Source organism: Clostridium sp. OM02-18AC, from assembly GCF_003481825.1.
GTDB lineage: Bacteria > Bacillota > Clostridia > Lachnospirales > Lachnospiraceae > Brotaphodocola.
This window is the reverse complement of the sequence record NZ_QULW01000009.1, coordinates 43,879-64,495: the sequence shown is the minus strand read 5'-3', so window position 1 is coordinate 64,495 and position 20,617 is coordinate 43,879. Positions and strand designations below refer to the sequence as shown.

At 45.0% G+C, this 20,617-nt stretch carries 12 protein-coding genes and 1 tRNA gene; 1 reads left to right on the top strand and 12 read right to left on the bottom strand.

The annotated features are described in order from the left end of the window. Nucleotides 1–98 precede the first annotated feature (98 nt). The 10 genes from DXB18_RS07965 to DXB18_RS07915 all read right to left on the bottom strand — a co-directional run bounded on the left by DXB18_RS07965 (nt 99) and on the right by DXB18_RS07915 (nt 14,827). Nucleotides 99–4,253, bottom strand: coding sequence for a leucine-rich repeat protein (locus DXB18_RS07965; protein WP_118707056.1), 4,155 nt, complete (start codon nt 4,251–4,253; stop codon nt 99–101). Nucleotides 4,254–4,399: 146 nt separating this feature from the next. Continuing rightward, on the bottom strand, nt 4,400–8,389 hold the full coding sequence (locus DXB18_RS07960) for a hypothetical protein (RefSeq protein WP_118707054.1): 3,990 nt from the start codon (nt 8,387–8,389) through the stop codon (nt 4,400–4,402). 386 nt (nt 8,390–8,775) lie between these two features. Next, nucleotides 8,776–9,009: a hypothetical protein gene (locus DXB18_RS07950; RefSeq protein ID WP_118707050.1), complete on the bottom strand. Its 234-nt coding sequence runs from the start codon at nt 9,007–9,009 to the stop codon at nt 8,776–8,778. A 205-nt stretch (nt 9,010–9,214) separates the two neighbouring features. Beyond that, nucleotides 9,215–9,886 carry a DNA alkylation repair protein gene (locus DXB18_RS07945; protein WP_118707048.1) on the bottom strand — a complete coding sequence of 224 codons (672 nt, stop codon included), beginning with the start codon at nt 9,884–9,886 and terminating at the stop codon, nt 9,215–9,217. Nucleotides 9,887–9,971: 85 nt separating this feature from the next. After that, a complete protein-coding gene (locus DXB18_RS07940; protein WP_118707046.1) occupies nt 9,972–10,598 on the bottom strand; it encodes a lactate utilization protein in 627 nt (208 codons plus the stop codon). Between the two features lie 169 nt (nt 10,599–10,767). Then, a tRNA-Gly gene (locus DXB18_RS07935) sits at nt 10,768–10,838 on the bottom strand. 136 nt (nt 10,839–10,974) lie between these two features. Further along, nucleotides 10,975–11,334 (bottom strand): heavy metal-associated domain-containing protein, encoded by a 360-nt coding sequence (locus tag DXB18_RS07930; protein ID WP_118707044.1) that lies wholly within the window; start codon nt 11,332–11,334, stop codon nt 10,975–10,977. 46 nt (nt 11,335–11,380) lie between these two features. Then, nucleotides 11,381–11,587, bottom strand: a complete 207-nt coding sequence (locus DXB18_RS07925; protein WP_147353393.1) for a hypothetical protein — start codon at nt 11,585–11,587, stop codon at nt 11,381–11,383. 202 nt (nt 11,588–11,789) lie between these two features. Further along, the gene (locus DXB18_RS07920) at nt 11,790–14,345 is read right to left on the bottom strand and encodes a heavy metal translocating P-type ATPase (protein WP_118707166.1); all 2,556 of its coding nucleotides are present in this window, start codon (nt 14,343–14,345) and stop codon (nt 11,790–11,792) included. A gap of 107 nt (nt 14,346–14,452) precedes the next feature. Continuing rightward, nucleotides 14,453–14,827, bottom strand: coding sequence for a metal-sensing transcriptional repressor (locus tag DXB18_RS07915; RefSeq protein WP_118707164.1), 375 nt, complete (start codon nt 14,825–14,827; stop codon nt 14,453–14,455). A gap of 652 nt (nt 14,828–15,479) precedes the next feature. Between DXB18_RS07915 and DXB18_RS07905 the strand changes: the two genes are divergently transcribed. Beyond that, the gene (locus tag DXB18_RS07905; protein WP_118707038.1) at nt 15,480–15,980 is read left to right on the top strand and encodes a pyridoxamine 5'-phosphate oxidase family protein; all 501 of its coding nucleotides are present in this window, start codon (nt 15,480–15,482) and stop codon (nt 15,978–15,980) included. A gap of 257 nt (nt 15,981–16,237) precedes the next feature. Here DXB18_RS07905 and DXB18_RS07895 read toward each other — a convergent pair whose 3' ends face one another. Then, entirely contained in the window at nt 16,238–19,864 is a 3,627-nt protein-coding gene (locus DXB18_RS07895; RefSeq protein ID WP_182430511.1) for an AMP-binding protein, read from the bottom strand. Nucleotides 19,865–20,016: 152 nt separating this feature from the next. Continuing rightward, nucleotides 20,017–20,589: a GNAT family N-acetyltransferase gene (locus DXB18_RS07890; protein WP_118543299.1), complete on the bottom strand. Its 573-nt coding sequence runs from the start codon at nt 20,587–20,589 to the stop codon at nt 20,017–20,019. Between the last annotated feature and the right edge of the window lie 28 nt (nt 20,590–20,617).

Here is a 20,617-nt window from a genome sequence, read left to right as displayed (position 1 = left end):
TGTTAACGCAACACTAAGAAAGTGCTTGATGGATATTCTCACACAAGCACTTTCCTATTACCAGCCCCATAAGGATCTGAAAATCATAAGTTTCTTTATTAGTCTTCTTTTTTCTTGAAAATCAATGTAACAAGTAAAAGCAATGCGCTGGAGAAAAATACAAGTGCGGACTGGTTAGGTGCCTGTCCGGTTTTTGGAAGCGCAATATTAGCTTCGGAAGCAAAATCTTCATGTTGAATATCTTCTGGAACCGGCTGTATATCTTCTTTTACCGGTTCAACCGGAGTTGTTTCAACAACTTGTGCCGTTCTTGTACTGCTTCCAGATCCTCCTGAACTGCCAGAGCCACTTGAACCAGAACCTCCTGATCCATGATTTGAATTTCCAGGATTTGTTCCTCCATTATCCGGTTTTTCCGGTTCTGCAGGTGTTCCAGGAGTATAGGTATTCAATATCTGGAATCCTTCTGTCTGATTTCCAGATACCGTTGGCGTATAATCTGCAGGAACAACTTCTGATACAGAATAAGAATATCCTTCCGGAAGATCCTCAAACTGATACTCCCAGTTATTTGCTGCATTTAAAACAGCCCGGTCAATCACATGCCCCTCATTTATCAGACGAACTGTAACCGAATCCGGCGTTCCAGAAGCCGGAGCATTGTTCCAGACCTTTTTGACCAATATATCAATCGTATCATCTTCTCCTACAATAATGCCTCCGTTTGCACCGATGCCTCCGCCATATTTTGCTGTATTTCCCTCTATGAATAACTGTGCTTCATTCTCTGCCAGATTCTGTGCATCCGCAGACATTATCGTTTTTAAAGCCTGACTCGTCTGAATATCTGCCAGTTTTCCAGACTCTAATGCTGTACTTGTTGGATCATCTTTATTATAGCGTATATCAGAAATCACTCTTGGATAAGATGAGGTGACTCCATTATATATTTTGCCATCCGGATACCACTGGATCGCACCGCCACCTAACATACGACTTGATAATGTAGCTGTATAGTCGGGATCGCCATTACCGAAAACACTAAATACCAGATCATCACCGGCTGCTTTATCATCTGATTCCACCGCTTTATTTTCAAAGATGCCAATACCATCTTTGATATTCAGGGTTGTGGTACCAGTTGCGCAAAACCACAGGCCACCTCCCTGTTGGGCTGTATTATTTGTAACAATCGCATTATATAAATGCATAGAACTGTAGCCATTATTACGTGTTCCCTCGGAATAAATACCTCCGCCTGAAACACCTGCCGTATTATTTACTATTTTTCCAGAATTAAGAACGGTTCTGTTAGAAAAACTATAAATTCCGCCACCATTGGATGCGTGATTTCCAGATATTGTACCTCCATTCATTACAAACGCAGTGCCATATTCTTCAATTGTGCTGTCTTGTACTCCATCATCCACGACACAAACTCCGCCGCCTTGAATGAAATGATTATTCGTTATCTTTCCACCGGTCATCTCAAATACTGCATTATTTTCTATAAATACAGCCCCACCTGCATCAACATTATTACCGGAAGTACCACTGTTTTCTGTGATCAATCCATCACCAGATAACGTAAACGCTGCTTGCTGATCAGCACCGCGGTCATTGCTAAGAACTACAACGCTGCCGCGATGTCCAATATTCCTTTGAATGCGTCCTCCTGACATTTCCCCTTTGCTCGCACCAAAAAAGAACACGCCACCAGTGGAATGGGAGTAATTTGCATTAACAGAATTATTATCTTGAATGCTGCCACCAGTCATTTCAAAAGCAGCACCATCTTTGATCAGGACTGTCGCACTATACTCCGCATGATTTATGATTTTGTTGTTTGTGATTTGCCCGCCTGAAATAACAAGTTTCGCATTGGTCCCACTATTTTCCAGCGCACCGGTTTCATCATATTTTATGGTTGCATCCCGAACGGTTACGTCATCTGTAATCGTTACGGTACCATGATTCTTTATAATGCTCTTGTCATTATACCTACCTGATAAAATAAGTTTCCCGGCAAAAATAACATTTGCTCCTTCTAACACTTCAAATAAATTTTCCGGCTTAGTACCGTCTTTTACGCCGACAATCGTATAATCATCATCAGAAGTAATTGTAATCGATTTTCCTTGTGGAATCGTAACTTGACTGCTCAGCTTAATATTTTTTTTAATTTTGATGGTTTCTCCATCCGCTGCAGTGTCTACAGCTTTCTGCAGACTTGGAGCACCTGCCTCACTGGAAATCGTATCACCTACTGTATCTGAAATAGATGGAATCGTATAATTTATGGTTACATTTTGCGGCAGACCTGCATTGGAAAGATTCAATACATCTGAACTATTTTGAACCGTTACAGACTCCAATCCATCTATCCCTGCAAATTCATTATTTGATGTATTAGTCAAACCACTTCCCAAAACAAGTTTTTTGATGGTTGCGCCAGAAAACGCAGACGATCCAATCGTTGCCACATTATCCGGAATGATTAAGGTATCCTGGTTCAGCAGAGTATTTGCAAAAGATTTACTTCCAATGGCTGTCAGTGATTCCGGAAATGTGATCGAGGCTATTTTAGTACCTGAAAATGCCTCATCATCAATCTTCTGCAGACTGTCACTCAAAACAACCGATTCAATGGGTGTATTTAAAAAAGCACAATATGGAATATCATTCAAACTTGCTAAATTAACTTCGCCTTTCAGATTATTACATTCAGAAAATGCAAAAGTCCCCATGGATGTGACCTGACTAAGATCTGGAATATTGGTCAGCTTTGTGTTATTTTTAAATGCCTCTTGACCTACTTCTGTAATGGTTCCTTCTGCAGTTACAGTCTCCAGACTACTGCAATATTTAAACATGGAACCATTGATTTTTGTAATTGACGCAGGCAATGTTATTGAAACAAGTGAACTATCTTCTGCAAATAAGCTTCCTTCACGAATATCAATTCCTTCTGGAAGTTCTATCGTTTTTAATTTTGAAGCACCAGAAAACGCACTAGGTGCAGTGATTCTTTTTAAACTATCTGGTAAATGAATTGTTTCTACAGCACAATTACTTAACAGTGAATTTCCGGCAAGTTCTTCTACACCTTCTTCAAAAGTTATAGTTTTCAAATGGTTCATAGATTGAAAGTTTCCGGAAAATGTTTTTACCGATCCTGGAATTGTAATTTCTTCTAAGTTAGAAAAACATCTAAAATAACTGTTACATGTTTCTACGGTGTCTGGTATATTCAGCTTAGTAACATTGTTACACGTAGACGCCCAAAAGCCAAAGCTTAATTTTGTTACCGTATATTCTTCATCATCGCTCTCATTTTCATTGTGATAACTTACTTTTTCCGGTATTTCAACGTCTGTAGTTGCCTTTGGATCTGTTATCCCTTTCAATGTTGCTTCGTGAGTATCTGGATAAAAATCAAACCGATACTCGACTCCATCAACAGTGATAGAAACATTTTCATAAATATTTTCTTGTACTGCCAAAGGAAGTTTTGCTGAAAGTGCAGCATTCAGCTCCTTATAGAGCGGACAGTCCTTGTCATGAAGTTCACCAACGCACCCTTCCAGATGCGCACATTCGGCTTCTGACGGCAGTTCCACTTCTCCTTCATATAACGGGCATTCTGGATCATGTTTGCCATCCACGCAACCTTCTAAATGCTCACATTCATCTAAATCAGCATCATTCTTTTTCGATGTTCCAGAACCGCCCGAAGTACTTCCAGAATTTGCAGTAGTACCTGCAGCACTAGAAGATTCCTCTGGATTTTCAACTGGCTGACTAAAATCAGGATCAATATTTTCATCTTCGTCCAATCTGCCATAGTCTGCATCTGCCTGATCAGAGTCTTCCTCAGAAGAATCATTTATCGAATCTTTCTTCGATTCTTCTGATTGGTCACCATCCGATCCATTCAGATCCGGCTTTTCATCTTTTCCAGAAGATAAATTGGCTTTGTCTTCATCTTCCTGCAGATCTTCTGTTTTTCCATCTTCAGACGGTTCTATTTCATCACCACGGTCTGATCCATCGTTCTCGTTTTTATCTTTTGAGTCTGCATTTTTTTCTGATGAAATGTTCTGGGATTTAGAATCTTGATCAGGATTATCTTGATCAACCGTAATTTCCTGGCTCAGATTTGTTTCCTCGGCCATGGATAATACCGGATTAGCAGTAAGAGAGATCAGTAGACTTGTAGTTAAGATGTACGATAATAATTTTTTCTTTTTCATATTATTCCTTTCTTACTCCGAATGTATATATTTTGAAATTAAATAGTCCCAATGAAGAAAGGAATCACATATTCTCGCAATATATACGCTCTTTTGCTTTGTAAGAAGCTGAGCAGCAACTTTTGCTGCCCAGCTTCATTTTTTTGTTAGTGTTCTTTTTTCTTAAAAAAACAGGTGAAAAGAAGAAGGATTGCGCTGTTGAAAAGAAGCACTGCAGACCAGTTATCTGACTGACCTGTTTTTGGAAGTGCAGTTTCAACCTGATTTTCTTCTTTTATCTCGTCTGTATTATCCACTGCAGATACATTTTCTGCCAGATTAGTTTCTTCCGGCTTTTCCTGTTGTGTGGTTCCTGCAGTAACGGATCCAGCACTGGAATGACTACCGCTGCTTCCACTGCCAGATGAACTGCTTCCTCCACCAGAAGAACCATTATTTCCATTCGATGTGCCGCTGTTACCGGAATTTCCTCCATTACCGGATGTGCTGCCATTTTCATACATCAAGGCAAACGGTGAAAAACTTCCAACCGAAAACTTAATGAACGCCTGACCGTCAATGAAAACTTTTTCACTGGATAATTCTTCCGGAATATGATTTCTCAGTAAATCATTCATATCCGCATTGCTCTCTCGGTTCAATCCTCCGAAATGCACAATATGGAATGTAGAATCTTCTTTCGCATCTTCCGGAACCGGCCAGTAAATGTTCATCTTCTGACCACCTGCCATCGTCATATATGCGTTTCCGTTATGTGTATCAACCAGGTCAAGGTACCTGAACTGATAAACATATTTACCATCCGCATTTTTATTCTGATTCAGGTAAGCAGTCAACAGCGTATCATCAAGGCTGTGATCAACCAGAAGTTTTACGCCTGCAGGGTCTGCATTCACATTGCTTTTATTAATGAAATACTGCGTATTATCCTGTGCTGTCTCTGCCAGGATAACTCCTTTGTTTTGCGGATCCACACTTGGCATGGTATCGGAAATATCCCGATAGGTCTGATCCTTGTTTCCACGTACTTTCAAACTTCCGCTGTTCAAAATGACCGGATATGTTTGCGTGCTTCCATTAACCTGGACGGTAACGTTATAAAACTTTGCATCCAAATCTCCGGAATAAAAATCAACTTTATAGTCACGGAACTGGTCTGTGTCATTGACAGGGAATTTGGAATCTACCATAACATTGCCAGCTTCATCCGTAAACTGCATACGAAGCGGTATCTGCTCAGCCGTGCCATTTATTTTACTCGACATCAGCTTGTAAATATAAACATGCTGGCCATCTACCTTTGCCAGACTGCTGTCCTCTTCTCCATATAACTGTAAAGCCCAGTCACGCGTTGTGCGGTTAGAACTGTCGTTATAAGTCAGGGCAACATAGTCACTAAGGTCTTTCGGTTCTTCCTGCGTACTTCCAAGCAGCTCATTTAATTCATCCGGAAGTGTCAGGTAAAATCCGATCTCTGGAAGATCATTTGTAGCAAACTGACCATCAGAACCAATCACACCATCATACCCATTTCCACCGACGTAAATGGTAATATCCATCGGGGTGATTTCCACAGCATGTTTTCCATACAGAACCAGGCTCTTTTCATGATTCGTACCTGTTGGAACCTGATTTATGTAATCTGTATTGGTAACAATTCTCTTATGATTGTGTTTAAAATGGGAAACATACGGCTCGGCATCATCAACAGAATAGTCCGTCCCATCATATGTAACACTTCCGGGAACTACAACAACTCTTCCATCCAGCGATTCATTGGCAAGAGATGTAAGTTCATAATCATTCATATCGTCTGATGCGCCAACTAATGTTAGGACGTAATTCGTTGAAATCTTATTGTAATCCCATATATCAAAAGCACAGCAAAGACGAATATCACCATGAATCTCTGCCTTAGTTCCATCTAGGTATAAATTTCCATTTTGTTCTATCGCATTGCCATAATATTTACGAGTTTCCGGTGGATTATCGATAAACGGGTATCCGCTTGTCGCAGTGTTATTCTGGATGACACCACCGAGTAAATATGCCGATGCATTATCACTGCCAATGGAAATACCTCCACCGTTTCCTGCTTTATTGCCAGATATTTCACCACCAGTCATATAAAATGCATCACTTCTTGCTTTAAGATAAATTCCGCCGCCTCTGCATCCCGAATTATCATTTGTACTGTTCTCAGCGATCAAACCATCGTCCATTTCAATAGTGCTTTTGTGTCCGTTTAACTCACTTCCCCACAAACAGATTCCACCACCATACATTCTTGCTTTATTTTCTCTAATTTCAGCCTTATCGGAAATCTTCACGTCTGCACTTCCTTGATAAGCGCTTCCATCAGCAAACACTGCGATGGCTCCACCATATCCAGCCTGATTCTGAGAAATTGTACCTCCAGACATTCTAAATTCAATTGTGTTATCAGGATCCATACAGATAATGGAAACTGCTCCACCAAATCCATTTATAGCACTTGTTGATTTGTTCTCAGTAATATTTCCTCCAGTCATGGTTAATTTTGCTGTAAAATCGCTAAAAGTAGCATAATCTGCACGCCAGGTACACATTGCAATTGCACCTCCGTTGCCCTGTTCCGTAATGCCAAATCGCCCAATACCTCCAACTGCTGTATTATTACTGATTTCTCCTCCATTGATTTCCATTTCACCACTTAAGTAAACAGCGCCACCCCATTCTGCAGAACACCCTGTAATAGAAGATCCTTCTTCCATGACCAATCTTGCATCGCTATCAACAACAATGCCTCCACCTAAGTCGCTCGGTCCTGGTGAATCTGTTTGACTAACTGCCCGTCCATTACAAACAGTGGCTCCATACTCTAGGGTCAATTCTGCACCTGGACAAATTCTCACACAACGAATGTCATTTTCATTCGCATCAATCTTCAAATTTGTAATTGTGATATTTGTTTCTTGCGGAGCACCTGTCTCTTCTCCGATTTCGAGCATATAAAGACCATGGGCTGATGTTTTATTCTCGCATTTGATTTCTGGGATATTACCGCTATTATCAGGTATACCCTCCAAAATTACAGACTTATTCCCAGACATTGTTACCGTTGCTGTCGATTCAATATCAGAAAGTAAATAAATGGTATCTCCATCCTCAGCTAATTCATAAGCCTTTTCCAAGGTTTGAACAGCCATATCATTGCTTTTACCATCATTTAAATCGTTTCCTGCATTTGCATCAAGATAGATTGCATCCGCTACCTGAACGCCACTGGCAAGCATCAACGGATCTGCTTCTTTATAACATGGACAATCTGGATCATGTTTTCCGTCCACGCAGCCAACCAGATGCAGACATTCTTTCTCCATATCCGGCTCTTCATAAAGCGGGCAATTCTTGTCGTGGAGTTCACCAACACATCCCTCCAGATGCGCGCATTCAGCGTCCTGAATCAAATCCACATCTTCTTCATACAAAGGACAATCCTTATCGTGTTTCCCATTCACGCAGCCTTCCAACTGGGCACAATCCGGATCTGCTTCTTCCTCTTCTTTTTGGGTCTCTGATGAAGAATCACTCTTACCAGAAGATGTTTCTAAATCATCTTCCTGTTTCTCACCAGTTTTATCTTCATTCTCAGTATCTTTCTTTTCCTGATCTGTCGAATCTGAATCGGATACATCATCCTTTTTCTCAGATGAATCTTCTTTTACTGGATCTTTATCATCTTCCTTATCTGATTTGTCAGAATCTGTGGAATCCTTGCCTTTATCTGACTCCGATTCCGGATCATCCTGTTTATGATCTTTATTCAGATCATCAGCATCAGATCCTTTTTCAGCTTTATCCGAACCCTTGTCCTGATCAGATTCTTTGTCCCCGCTATCAGAGTCTTCTTCCGATTTATCCGGAGTATCCGATGATGGTTCATTATCCTGGTCTTTGGAATCTGAAATATCCTTTGAATCTGACTCCTGATCTTTTTCGTTTTGATTGGAATTATTATCTTGATTTTCCTGTACAGATGTTATCTCTTGATTGATATTTTCCCCCCCCCCAGTCATAGCCAAAACTGGATTGGATGTAAGAGAAATCAATAGACTTGTAGACAAGATATACGACAGTAACTTTTTCTTTTTCATGGTATTCCTCCTCCTCATGCGAATACATTTTGAAAGTGTGTGGTCCCACTGTAACATAAAAGGAATCCCATATTCTCATTATATAAGCGCTTAATTTTATCGACCTTATCTTTATGACAAAATTCATTTTAAATAATACTCTTTTCCACAATAACTGTCAAATATATATGGATTTTGATAGCTTTTTAGCAAAAGTTTTTACGGGGGGGGTTCCCTCGCGGGCACAGGGGCTCCCCTGTACCCGCATCACTTAGCCTGTGCGAATTATTGCAAAATACCCGTATTCTCACGAAAGCTAAAATATGTATTTTTCCGTGCCCCGGCTATAATAATATAGTCGCACATATCGACGCCGCATACCTTGGCAGCCATGGCAATTTGTTCTGTTATTTTAATATCTGCATCTGATGGGCTTGGGTCTCCACTCGGATGGTTATGAACGACAGCAAAAACATATGCTCTTCCGGCAATCGGTCCGCATGGTATACCGTCCCTATCACATCTGCTATCCGTTTTGAAGACTGGTGCATATCTTCATCGGTAATCCTTGTCTTTCCTACCGCTACAAGATACGGTATCCGGCTTTCCCTTACTCTGACATCATACTTTTTCACATTCATCTTCTGCCCTCCGTATTGGTTCTACCTGTGAAAACCGAAAGAAAAATGCTTTCTTTTTAAACACTCTTTCGCTTCCCTCAGCATCTTCTCCGTCTTTGTCTGAATCTTGGCAGATAGTTAGCCTATCTCTGCCATTTCAGTAGTGGTTGCATTTTTTTATGTAGTGGGGCTTTTGGACTTATTGCTATTTACTGTGCAATATTGTTTATATTTTCAGCGTCTTCAGATATTCTTTCTGCTGCGGCGTAATGCGATAACTTTCCCGTGCTTTCTGAATGGCCTTGTTGTGAGTCCATCGATCCAGATGCGGCTTTTCAAAATACGGTATCGTGGCATCCCACTGTTTCGCCAGCGCAGTCGCAAAAAACCACGCAGTCATCATATTAACATAATACTCCTCCGAACATACGGATGCAGGCAGACATAAATATTCTGGCTTAAAATCCTCATCCAGAAACCAGCGCATAAGCATCCCCATGCCAAAACGGCAAGTGTAAGAATGCCCGGATGCGACCCAGATCCGGATCTTTTCCAGGAGTTCTTTTTTATGCTTCTGAAAAACCTTCGGGGAAAGGCAGTCACATACCGCCCAGTTGTCAATATAGGGCAAAAATGCTTCCACCGCTTTCATACACTCCTCATAGTCTTTTATTTCCATGAGCAAGAGCGCATGAAGCACATTTTCATCGTAATAGGTATGCGGAAGCTGTCGTAAAAAACAGTCCGCTTCCTCCTCTTTGGCAAATTCCTTTGCCAGTTTTCTCATAGCAGGCATACGGATTCCGATCACACGGTCCCTTGAGATTCCCGGAAGCAGCTTACTATGGAAATCACCATATATCTGATCCTGCAATGCAAATAAACGATCCTGAATCATACTTTCTCCCCCACTGCCGTTAAGTTTCCTGTCTGCAGTTCATCTCATCACTTATAAAGAATAAGAGAATTCTTGCAGTATGTTGTTAAAATCCTAATGCATCATTTACCAGAACAACATGGATTCTTCCTGCATGTCTGGAATATCTTGTAATCAGAAACTGACAGCAGATCGTATCCGGAGATTTGCAGTCCATACATGTACCCGTTTTGCTGCATGGCGTGTTGCTTTTCACGCGCTGGGCATTGATTGGAGCAGCTACGTTTCTTGCACGCTTCATGGCACTGTCCAGATCCGCACAGACTTTATTGATTCCTACAATGAAAATAACTTTTTTCGGTCCCTGTGCAATGCAGGAGACGCGGTTGGAATTTCCATCGATATTGACCATAATACCATCATCCGTAATGGCATTGGCACTGCTAAGAAAAATATCAGCATCATAAGCTGCCATTAATCCTGCTCTTGGTTCCAGTTTTGCACGATCAATATAATGGTAATTTCCCTCTTCCAGAGCCTTGATCAGTCCGATCTCATGAGCACTGGTGCAGCCGCCCATGGCAATGCTGCTGCCTTCCGGAATCAACTGCAATGCCTGTTTTAATGCTTCTTCTTTGTTTGCCGCATAATAACCAGACATGTTACGTGACTCCAGACCCTTGATCACCGTCTTGGCCAGACATTCATTTCTTTTTGCCATATTTTCGTTCATCTGCTCGTCCTCCATTCTGTTTGTTATCCGTTTTGTACGAATTCCCATAACGCTTGATTCGCAACTATGTTATTTTATTATAACGCTGTTGATGGAAAATCTCAATAAATTCCAAACAGGCAAAAAAAGAGGGAAATCCGTAAATTCATCGGACTTCCCAAAAAAATAGAGCGGGTGATGGGAATCGAACCCACGTATCCAGCTTGGAAGGCTGGTGTTCTACCATTGAACTACACCCGCGTCTCACGACGAAAGTTATCATATCATAAAATTTTCAAAAATGCAATCACAATTTTTAACAATATTAACATATGACAAGAGCCGTGTGAGTTGCCGAAAGGCAACTCACACGGCCCTATTAAAGTTAATCAAATTGTTATTTGATCGCTTCCACCTTATACCCGGCATCCTCAATCGTTTTTTTGAGCAGTGCTTCATCCAGCTCGCGGTCATAGCTTACCACGGCTTTTTTGCCGTGCAGGCTGACTTCTGCGGATGCACCGTCAATCTTGTTGATGGCTTCGGTGACTGCGTTGACGCAGTGTTCGCAGTGCATGCCGGAAATCTTAACGGTCTTCTTTCCGATGACCGGATTCTCAAGTTTTTTCTTCTCCGGCGGAAGGCTTCCACCGCCGCCTCCACAGCAGGCTCCCTCGCCTTTAAAATGCTTGATGGTGGATTTTACACCAAGAAGTACAAATACTGCAATGACTAAGATTACAATCATGTCTGTCATAATAGCTTGCTCCCTTCTGTCTTCTTTTTCTGTCAGTTTTTCTTTCTTATGAATGAATCTGCTTTTCCGACGGATCTTCCGTTTTTATTTCTGTCATCGGACTTCCCTGATGTTCCCTCTGGAATCTGCGGTCTCTCGCCTCATCTAGTTTTTTTCTTACAAATTTTACGAAGAGATAAATGGATACGCCCACTATGTACAGGATGATGCAAAGCACCACCATGTAGCCCATAGAATTTTGTGAATGTGACACGGCTCTTCCTCCTGATTGTTTCGTCTGGATTTCTGACCCAAATCCAGTTTTTTCTTTTTTCAATGTCTGCGGCTGCCTGTGCTTTCCCAGACAGCCGCATGATCTTGTCAGCCGCAACTTAAGCTGTATCATGCATGCGCCGGACGTTTCGCTTTGCTTCCTGTAAAACAGGGAACTTCCGCACATGTCACGTTACTTACGATTACTCTACAGATACCACCTTGTAATCCTGTGCCTCTACAGCCTCTTTCAGCACGCTGTCTGCGACCTCTTTCTCCAGGGTAACGACTGCGGTTCCCTTCTCATGGCTTACCTCTGCGCCGGTTACGCCCTCAATGCCTTCCAGAGTCTTTTTCACTCTTGCCTCACAGTGACCGCACATCATTCCTTCGATTTTCATGGTTTTCGTCATAGTTCTCTTCTCCTTTTTCTCTTTATGATCAACATGACTTTCATCATGTGGTCTGCTTTGTTTTTTCTTCTTGTCTTTGGATGCGTCATACATCTTGAACAGGTTCAGACGCAGGGCATTGGTTACCACACAGAAGCTGGAAAGGCTCATAGCCGCCGCGCCGAACATCGGATTTAACTTCAGTCCAAACAGCGGATACCAGATTCCGGCTGCTAACGGGATTCCGATCACATTGTAGAAAAATGCCCAGAACAGGTTCTCGTGGATGTTACGCAGCGTTGCGCGGCTTAACCGGATCGCTGCCGGGACATCGCTTAACCGGCTCTTCATCAGAACCACGTCGGCTGCATCGATCGCGATATCGGTTCCTGCGCCGATGGCGATTCCGATATCGGCACGCGTCAGGGCCGGAGCATCGTTGATGCCGTCTCCAACCATGGCTACCTTGCCCTGCTCCTTTAAAGAACGGATGACACTTTCCTTGCCCTCCGGAAGCACTCCGGCGATGACTTCGTCCACACCGGCCTGTGCGCCGATGGCTTTTGCCGTGCGCTCATTGTCTCCGGTCAGCATCACCACGCGGATGCCCATGTTCTGCAGTTCTTTCACGGCACGCGGGCTGTCCTCCTTGATGACATCGGCCACCGCGATCATACCAAGAAGCTTGCCGTCCCGGCTGAAATACAGCGGAGTCTTTCCAGCTTCTGCCAGCTGATCTGCCGTTTTCCGGATCTCATCAGATACGGATGCAACGCTGCCGATAAAGGTGAAGTTTCCGCCGCAGAGTTCGCTGCCCTCGTAAATGGCAGAAAGTCCATTGCCCGGAAGGGCTGCGAAGTCTTCCACCTCACCTGCGGTAATGCCATCTGCCTCTGCACGCTCATTGATCGCACGGGCAAGCGGATGCTCGCTCTTCTTTTCCAATGCATAAGCCAGTTTCAAAAGTTCCTGCTCACTGTCTGCCTCTGCCAGGACCACATCGGTCACCTTCGGCTCACCGCTTGTAATGGTACCGGTCTTATCCAGTGCCACGATATCCATCTTGCCAGCTTCCTCTAAGGAAACTGCGGTCTTAAACATAATGCCATGCTTCGCGCCCATGCCGTTTCCTACCATAATGGCAACCGGAGTCGCAAGGCCCAGCGCACACGGGCAGCTGATGACCAGCACGGAAATGCCGCGTGCCAGAGCAAAGCCAATGCTCTGTCCGGCAAACAGCCATACCAGTGTGGTCAGCACCGCAATCGTGATGACGGTCGGCACAAACACACCGGATACCTTATCAGCAACCTTTGCGATCGGCGCCTTGGTCGCTGCCGCATCGCTGACCATCTGGATGATCTGGGAAAGGGTAGTGTCCTCACCGACTCTCGTTGCTTCACAGCGGATAAAGCCGGACTGGTTCACGGTTGCGGCAGACACACTGCCTCCCACCGTCTTATCGACCGGTATGCTCTCGCCGGTCAGGGCCGCCTCATTCACAGCACTGCTGCCCTCTAACACCACACCGTCCACCGGAATGTTCTCACCCGGGCGGACAACAAACACGTCGCCTTTCTGGACTTCCTCGATGCCAACGGTAACTTCTTCGCCGCCGCGCACCACCACCGCCGTCTTCGGAGCCAGCTTCATGAGGCTCTTCAACGCATCGGTTGTCTTGCCCTTAGAGCGGGCCTCCAGCATCTTTCCGACTGTGATCAGTGTCAGGATCATGGCTGCGGACTCAAAATAAAATTCATGCATGTAGCTCATGACCGCATCTGCATTGCCCTTTACCTGGGCATCGGTCATGGCAAACAGTGCATAGGTACTGTAAACAAACGCTGCCATGGAACCAAGCGCCACCAGCGTGTCCATGTTCGGCGCTTTATGCCAGAGGCTCTTAAATCCGCTGAGAAAGAATTTCTGGTTGATGACCATGACAATGGCAGTTAAGATCAACTGGATCAGTCCCATGGCCACATGGTTTCCATCGAAAAACTTCGGAAGCGGCCATCCCCACATCATGTGACCCATGGAAAAATACATGAGCACGATCAAAAATCCCAGGGAATACCAGAGCCTGCGCTTTAAGACCGGTGTCTCATGGTCCTTTAATGCTTCCTCTGCATCCAGCGCCTGCGCTTTGACTGCTCCGTCTTTTCCGGTACCTTTTAACGATGCACCGTATCCGGCTTCCTGCACTGCCGAAATGATATCAGCTGCACTTGCTGTCCCCTCCACTCCCATGGAGTTGGTCAGAAGACTGACCGAACAGGATGTCACGCCCGGCACCTTGGAAACCGCTTTTTCCACGCGGCTGCTGCAGGCTGCGCAGCTCATCCCGGTTACTGTATATTGTTCCATATTGCTTGCAAATTCCTCCTTCTTTGTTTCTATCTCAAAAACACTTACAGCGTTTTCGCTCTCCATTTTTTTCCTGCACCGTTTCTATGGCACTCAGACTACGGCTATTACTTCATCAGACGCTGCAAAACTTTCAGCAGTTCGTCAATCGTCTCATCATGTCCTTCACGGATGTCATTCGCCACACAGGTACGCAGATGATTCCCTAAAAGCACCTTGTTAAAGCTGTTGAGCGCTGCATTCGCCGCTGCCACCTGGATCAGAATATCCGGACAATAGGCATCCTGCTCCACCATATTGCGGATTCCGCGGATCTGCCCTTCGATGCGGTTTAAACGGTGGATCAGGTCCTTGTATTCCTTTTCGGAACGCTCTTTCTTTTTATGACAGCAGCAGCACTTTTTTTCTTCTTTTTGCTCAAGTGCACCTGCCTGTTCTTTGGGAACTTTCTCTTCCTTTGAGACTATCCCTTCTATTGACATTTTCTCTTCCATTGAAGCTGTATTGTCCATTGGAGTTGTCTCTTCCATTTGGTATCTGGTTTCCATTGGGGTTGTATCTTCCATGTAATTCCACCTTTCCTGTTATGCTGCGGTTCACGCATGCGCGCCCGGCAGCCCTGTTATCATGCCCGATTTTTGGTCTGTCATGCAAAGCATAGACAACCATCTGCCGCTGTCAGGACGAATGTATCCGATCATTTTCCATACGGTTATGTCTGATACGATCCATCCGCCCCATATACCCCCATGGGGTATATTGAGTATAAAAAAAAACTTCCACTCTGTCAATAGGCATCGTGAAGTTTTTTTCTCAACAAGGATTCGCACTGTACGATAATCCTCTTTCAATCCATTCCAAATCGGCAAAATCTGCTGACAACGCCAACAAAATTCCAGCATCAACAAATTGACACCCTGCAAAAACCTGTTTATAATAAATATGATTATTTGTTGTTTGCGCAACATGTAAACAGCAACGAATGTTCTGCCGCCGGGTAGAACCAGCACTGCACTCGGTGTACATCGTCAGGCCTTAGAAGATGTACAGGCGGGTGTTTTTTCGTTTTTGCAGCCAGAAAGCTACAGAACCGTTACGCATTTTTTATTATCATTCAGAAAGGTGGAATTTATGATGTTTCGTGAAATGAGAAGAAAAAAACAGCAGTTATCAGAAGAAGAAACTTTTGAAATTTTAAGAACCGGAAAGACGGCTATTCTTGGGCTTTCTGGAGATGACGGATACCCCTACACCGTACCGGTGAACTATGTTTACGCAGATGGCAAGATCTATTTTCACGGTGCAAAAACCGGCCACAAGATTGACTCGATCAAACGAAACAGCAAAGTCTCCCTCTGCGTCATCGAAAAAGATGACATCGTTTCTGAGGAACTGACCACGTACTTTAAAAGCGTGATCCTGTTTGGAACTGCCCGGATCCTGGAAACCGAGGAAGAAATTTTTCATGCCGCAGAGGTATTCGGTCTGAAATACAATCCGAATCAGGAAGCCGTCGATCAGGAAATCCACCGGGAATGGAATGCGCTGTGCTGTGTGGAGATTAGCATTGACCATGTAACCGGGAAGGAAGCAATTGAACTGACACGGGCCAGAAAACAGGAAAGTCTTTCCTAATCTGCTGGTCTAAAAAGCTTTTTCTGATACATAACGCAAAACAGGGGCTACTGCAAAATGCAGTCCGGCACTTTCCCATATCGTTGTACGCTCGCATTCACCGATATGTTAAAAATTCTGGACTTCATTTTGCAATAGCCCCTGTTGATTTTTTTATTTTTGAGACAATTCAGAATGCCTTCCAAGCCGATAACGCAGCAAACCTTGCTCATCTCCACAGATTTTAAATAAGCAGCCGGTCCGCTCCAATATGGCATTTACACGTTTCTTTGTATCACAATCTCCGCCGGCACATGTGCCTTTCCGCACTGCGCCTCTACATAAGCCTTCAGCGCATCTTCGTCCTGCTCCATGGTTCCTTTGACTTCGGCTGTCAGAAGCAGTTTGTTGCCCTCTGCGTAGCGGACATACGCTTCTGCCTCTTCCACGCCCGGGATCTGTTTCAGCACAGTTTCCAACTGATGCAGATCGTGGAAATGGCGGCCCGTCAGTCCCTCCTGCATAATGGTTCTGCCGCCCTGTTCCAAAAAATCCAGGGAGCCGTCCGGCAAAATTCTTGCGATCCGGCCAGTATCATACAGCTTTCCAGGGCCGTACGGGTTTGTGATCTCATCCATGTAAGTCTCCGGCTTGTGGTCCATCACATAAAGCTCTCCCCAGGCTCCAAACGGCTTCTTCTTGCAGTTCTCATCAAAGACATACACCTTGATCTGCTTTTTTCCATCGACACCGCTTACCAGCTGTCCTCTGGCTTCCTGGTTCAGTGCTTCCACAAAAATCGTGTAATGCAGCGGGAAGAGCTTGTCCGGCAGATGCCGTTTTAAGCGGCGCACCAGTGTTTCCTCCTGCATGGCATCCATCAGACATTCCATCACTTCCATAAAGTTCTGAAGCTGAAGGGTGTCAAACCGGTTCTCCCAGTAACGCAGTTCATAGTAATAACCGCGATCATCGGTAAATACCTGCAGATGGAACGGCAGGGAATCTAACTGCAGATGTTCCCGCTTCGCCGGATACCCTCCCACGATATTTAAGTTCACAATGTCACCCTGATACTGGAAGAACATCTCGTCCGCATGCAGGTTCGATATGTAACAGCGCATGGTATCCATGATCTGTTTTCCGTTTTTCTTTAGCAGCTCCGGCACGGTCTGGTCTATTTCCTCCGTGCAGCGGAAGAAATACGTCAGAAACAGCGGACCCGCCAGACGGTTCCAGCGGCTGTCGGTTCTTCCACTGTGAATGGAAGAAGAAACCGTGTCTTTTTCATTGCTGAACAGACCAATACTCAAGTTATACGCAGTCAGGAAAAAGACATTCTCCGACACTCCGTATTTTTTGCAGAATGCCGTAACGTTTTTCCGGTTCAGGCTCTCAAAACGGCCTTTTAACACAGCATCTACGCCATGCTCCAGATGATAGCAGTCCTTCCGGGCAAGGATGCTTTTTCTTACCTTGAAATCCTTCATCAGGCCGCGGAAATATTCCTCATTTTTCGCACGCAGTCCTCTTGCATCCCGGTCTTTTTCATCCAGGATGTACTCGTAAAACGTATAGGTTTCCGGCTCTACCGCCTTGCCCAGATACAGCTGGTTTAAGTCCTCCAGCAGCACATTCATGGTCATGCCGTCACCGATGATATGGGCAATGTCAAAGAAGAAATAGTTTGCGGAATCAGTCTGGTAAATGCCAATGTGGAACAGGTTTTCTCCCTCGCCGTACAGATACGGATACAAAAGTCCCTTCCGCGTCTCCTCCCACTGGGCATCCCCAAGCTTCACGACCGGAATCTCAATCTTACGTTTATCATCGCGGAACATCTGGTAACGGCCCTCGGACATCTGGATGATGGCCTTTAATTCCGGATGCACCTCAAACAGCTGCTCCACCGCAAATTTCAGGCGGCGCAGGTCGGTACGCTCATCCAGCTTGTAGAAAAACGGCAGGTTTGCCGTGGTATTTCCACGCATAACATAGGCAAAATACAGCTGCAGGTTGGTCAGCGGATATACCGGGCGCACCGTGTAATCCACCTGGTCTTTTCCTGCTCCATCCTTTGCAAATGCCTCCAGCTTCAGAACCGTTGCATGCTGCACCAGATCATCCAGCGTCATGGAAATCTTTAAAATCTGGTACAGATCTGTCAGCAGCATAACGCTTCCAAGGGAGTCCAGACCAGCCTCATAGAGTTCCGTATCAATGCCAAAACGGCGGTGTCCCAGCACGCCTGCAATACACTCATAGATCTGCTTCTGAAACTCCGTTTCCGGCATACGCAGGTTCTTTTCACTCTGTTCCTCAGCCTTTTTTCCTTCCAGATACTGGTTGCGGATGATCTTTTTCGAAGAGGTTTTCGCAAACGGGACCTCCCGGATACTGCTGCGCAAAATGCGCTTAAAGGTCGGCAGCTCCTCATTGTGTTTTTTGATGATCTGGGCCACGGTTCCCTCAATATCGGTGATGTTCGCAGCCTCCGCATACTTGTAGTTCGGGTACACCTCCGCGCAGATCCTGTCATCTGCCCCGTACACCAGAATATCCTCAATCAGACGCTCATCTTCAAAGAGATTTTCCAGTTCCTCCGGTGCCACATTCTCACCATTGCTTAAGATGATCAGGTTCTTTTTCCGGCCGGTCAGGTATAAAAAGCCCTCTTCATCGACATGACCAATATCGCCCGTGCAAAGCCATCCATCTGGCGTGATTGCTTCCGCCGTCTTATCCGGCTCCTTATAATATCCCATCATGACAGACGGGCTCTTTACCTGGATCTCGCCATCCACGATCCGCACCTGGCAGCGGTCCACGATACGGCCAACCGATGCGATCTTATCCGGTCTCGTCCAGTCCGGGGAAGAAATCTTCGGGGAACACTCCGACATGCCGTAGCCCTGTGCAATGGCAATGCCAAGACGCTGGTAATTCGCTGCCAGATCCGGTGCCAGGTAGCCGCCGCCGCTGATGATCTTGTGAAGTCTTCTGCCAAGCACCTGCTCCTTCACCTTGCGGACCGGGATTTCCGGGTGCTGGCGGTTCAAGATTGCAATGCGGTTATACAGTGCTTTCGCCATCATCGGAACCATGCGGATGACCGTCGGCTCAAACAGCAGAATATGCTCTGCCAGCTTCTTCATATCGCGGTTTAAGCAGAGGATCCCGCCATAACGCATGACCGTAAACACATCACCGTTTAAGCAGAAAACATGGTGGATCGGCAGGACATTTAAATAGATTTCATTCTCTGGATGATTGGTGTCCGTGGTACAGAAGTTATTATCCATCAGGTTGCCGTTAGACAGCATCACGCCCTTCCCGCGCCCGGTCGTACCGGAAGTAAACAGGATCATGGCGCACTCCTCCGCCTTCGCATCTGACTCCACCTGTCTGCCTTCGTATGCCTTCAGGATCTTATCGGAACAGTTTACATGCTTGCCATGCTGCAGTGAAATATACTCCGTCACATTCGGGCAGACATCCTGCACCTGCTCCGTGATCGGATGAAAGTCCCAGTCATAAAACAGCACATCCACATCCGAACGGTTCAGACAATCCGCCAGCTTCTCCGCATTGAGCTGTACATCCAGCGGAATTCCCGTATCACCGCCGCTCATAACCCCAAGCAGCACCGCCAGATAATGGTGACTGCTGACACCGAGAATGCCGACCTTCAGCTTATGCCCCACCTCGGCCCGCTTCTCCCTGGTCCAGGCCGCGATCGCATCGCACTCCTTCGCAAACTGCTCGTAAGTAACACGGAAAACCTCTCCGTTTTCTTCATATTGCAAAAATACCCGGTCCTTATGCTCCGCTGCCGCATTGTGCACCAGCGCGTGGACCGTTCTTGTAGACTCGTAGGTGATCATACCATTCCTTTCATGGAGCAAATGTACTCCTGTGGATCCCACTTTCCGGGGTTGGACGCATCGACGATACATTTTCAAGATCCCGCAAATTAAAAATGAGACAGATTTTTAGTATCTGTCTCAAATATAGCACTGCACAGTTTTTGTGTAAACCTTTTGACCAGTTCGAATTTTTAAACGAAAGAGCCTGGCTCACACTTGTAAACACGCTGATAAAGACTTTTTTGAATCTGCTCGAATTCTTCCTGCGACACAGCCTTTCCGTATGTCATGATACGAAGCGGCACCGGAGATTTTCCCTTGGAAATCGGCGGCTGCATGTACGAATAATCATTAAAAACAAAACCATTGCGCTCATAAAAGCCAATACGTCTGCGTGCCAATTCGGCGTCTGGAAGTTCCACCTCCAGGCAAACCGGCTTTTTACTAAGTTTTACCAGTTCCTGAAGCATACCGGAGCCTGTCCCGCTGTTACGAAGCTTCGGATCTACTGCAAAATGTTCCACAAAGATAAACTCAACGAATTCCCACACTGCAAGAAAGCCGGCAGGCTTGTCTTTCAAAACACTATCAGAAACTTGTGATTCCAAGCTTTCCGATGAAATTGACATATAATAAATGCCATACTCCGGCTCTTCGAATAGAGCAAGCTGTTCTTCATATGGACGGTACTCATCATCAGGGAAGCTGGCTTCCATAATACGGTAAATTTCTGGAAATTGCGATAATACCATTCGCTGCAACATAGTAAATTCTCCTAAATCATTCCTATTT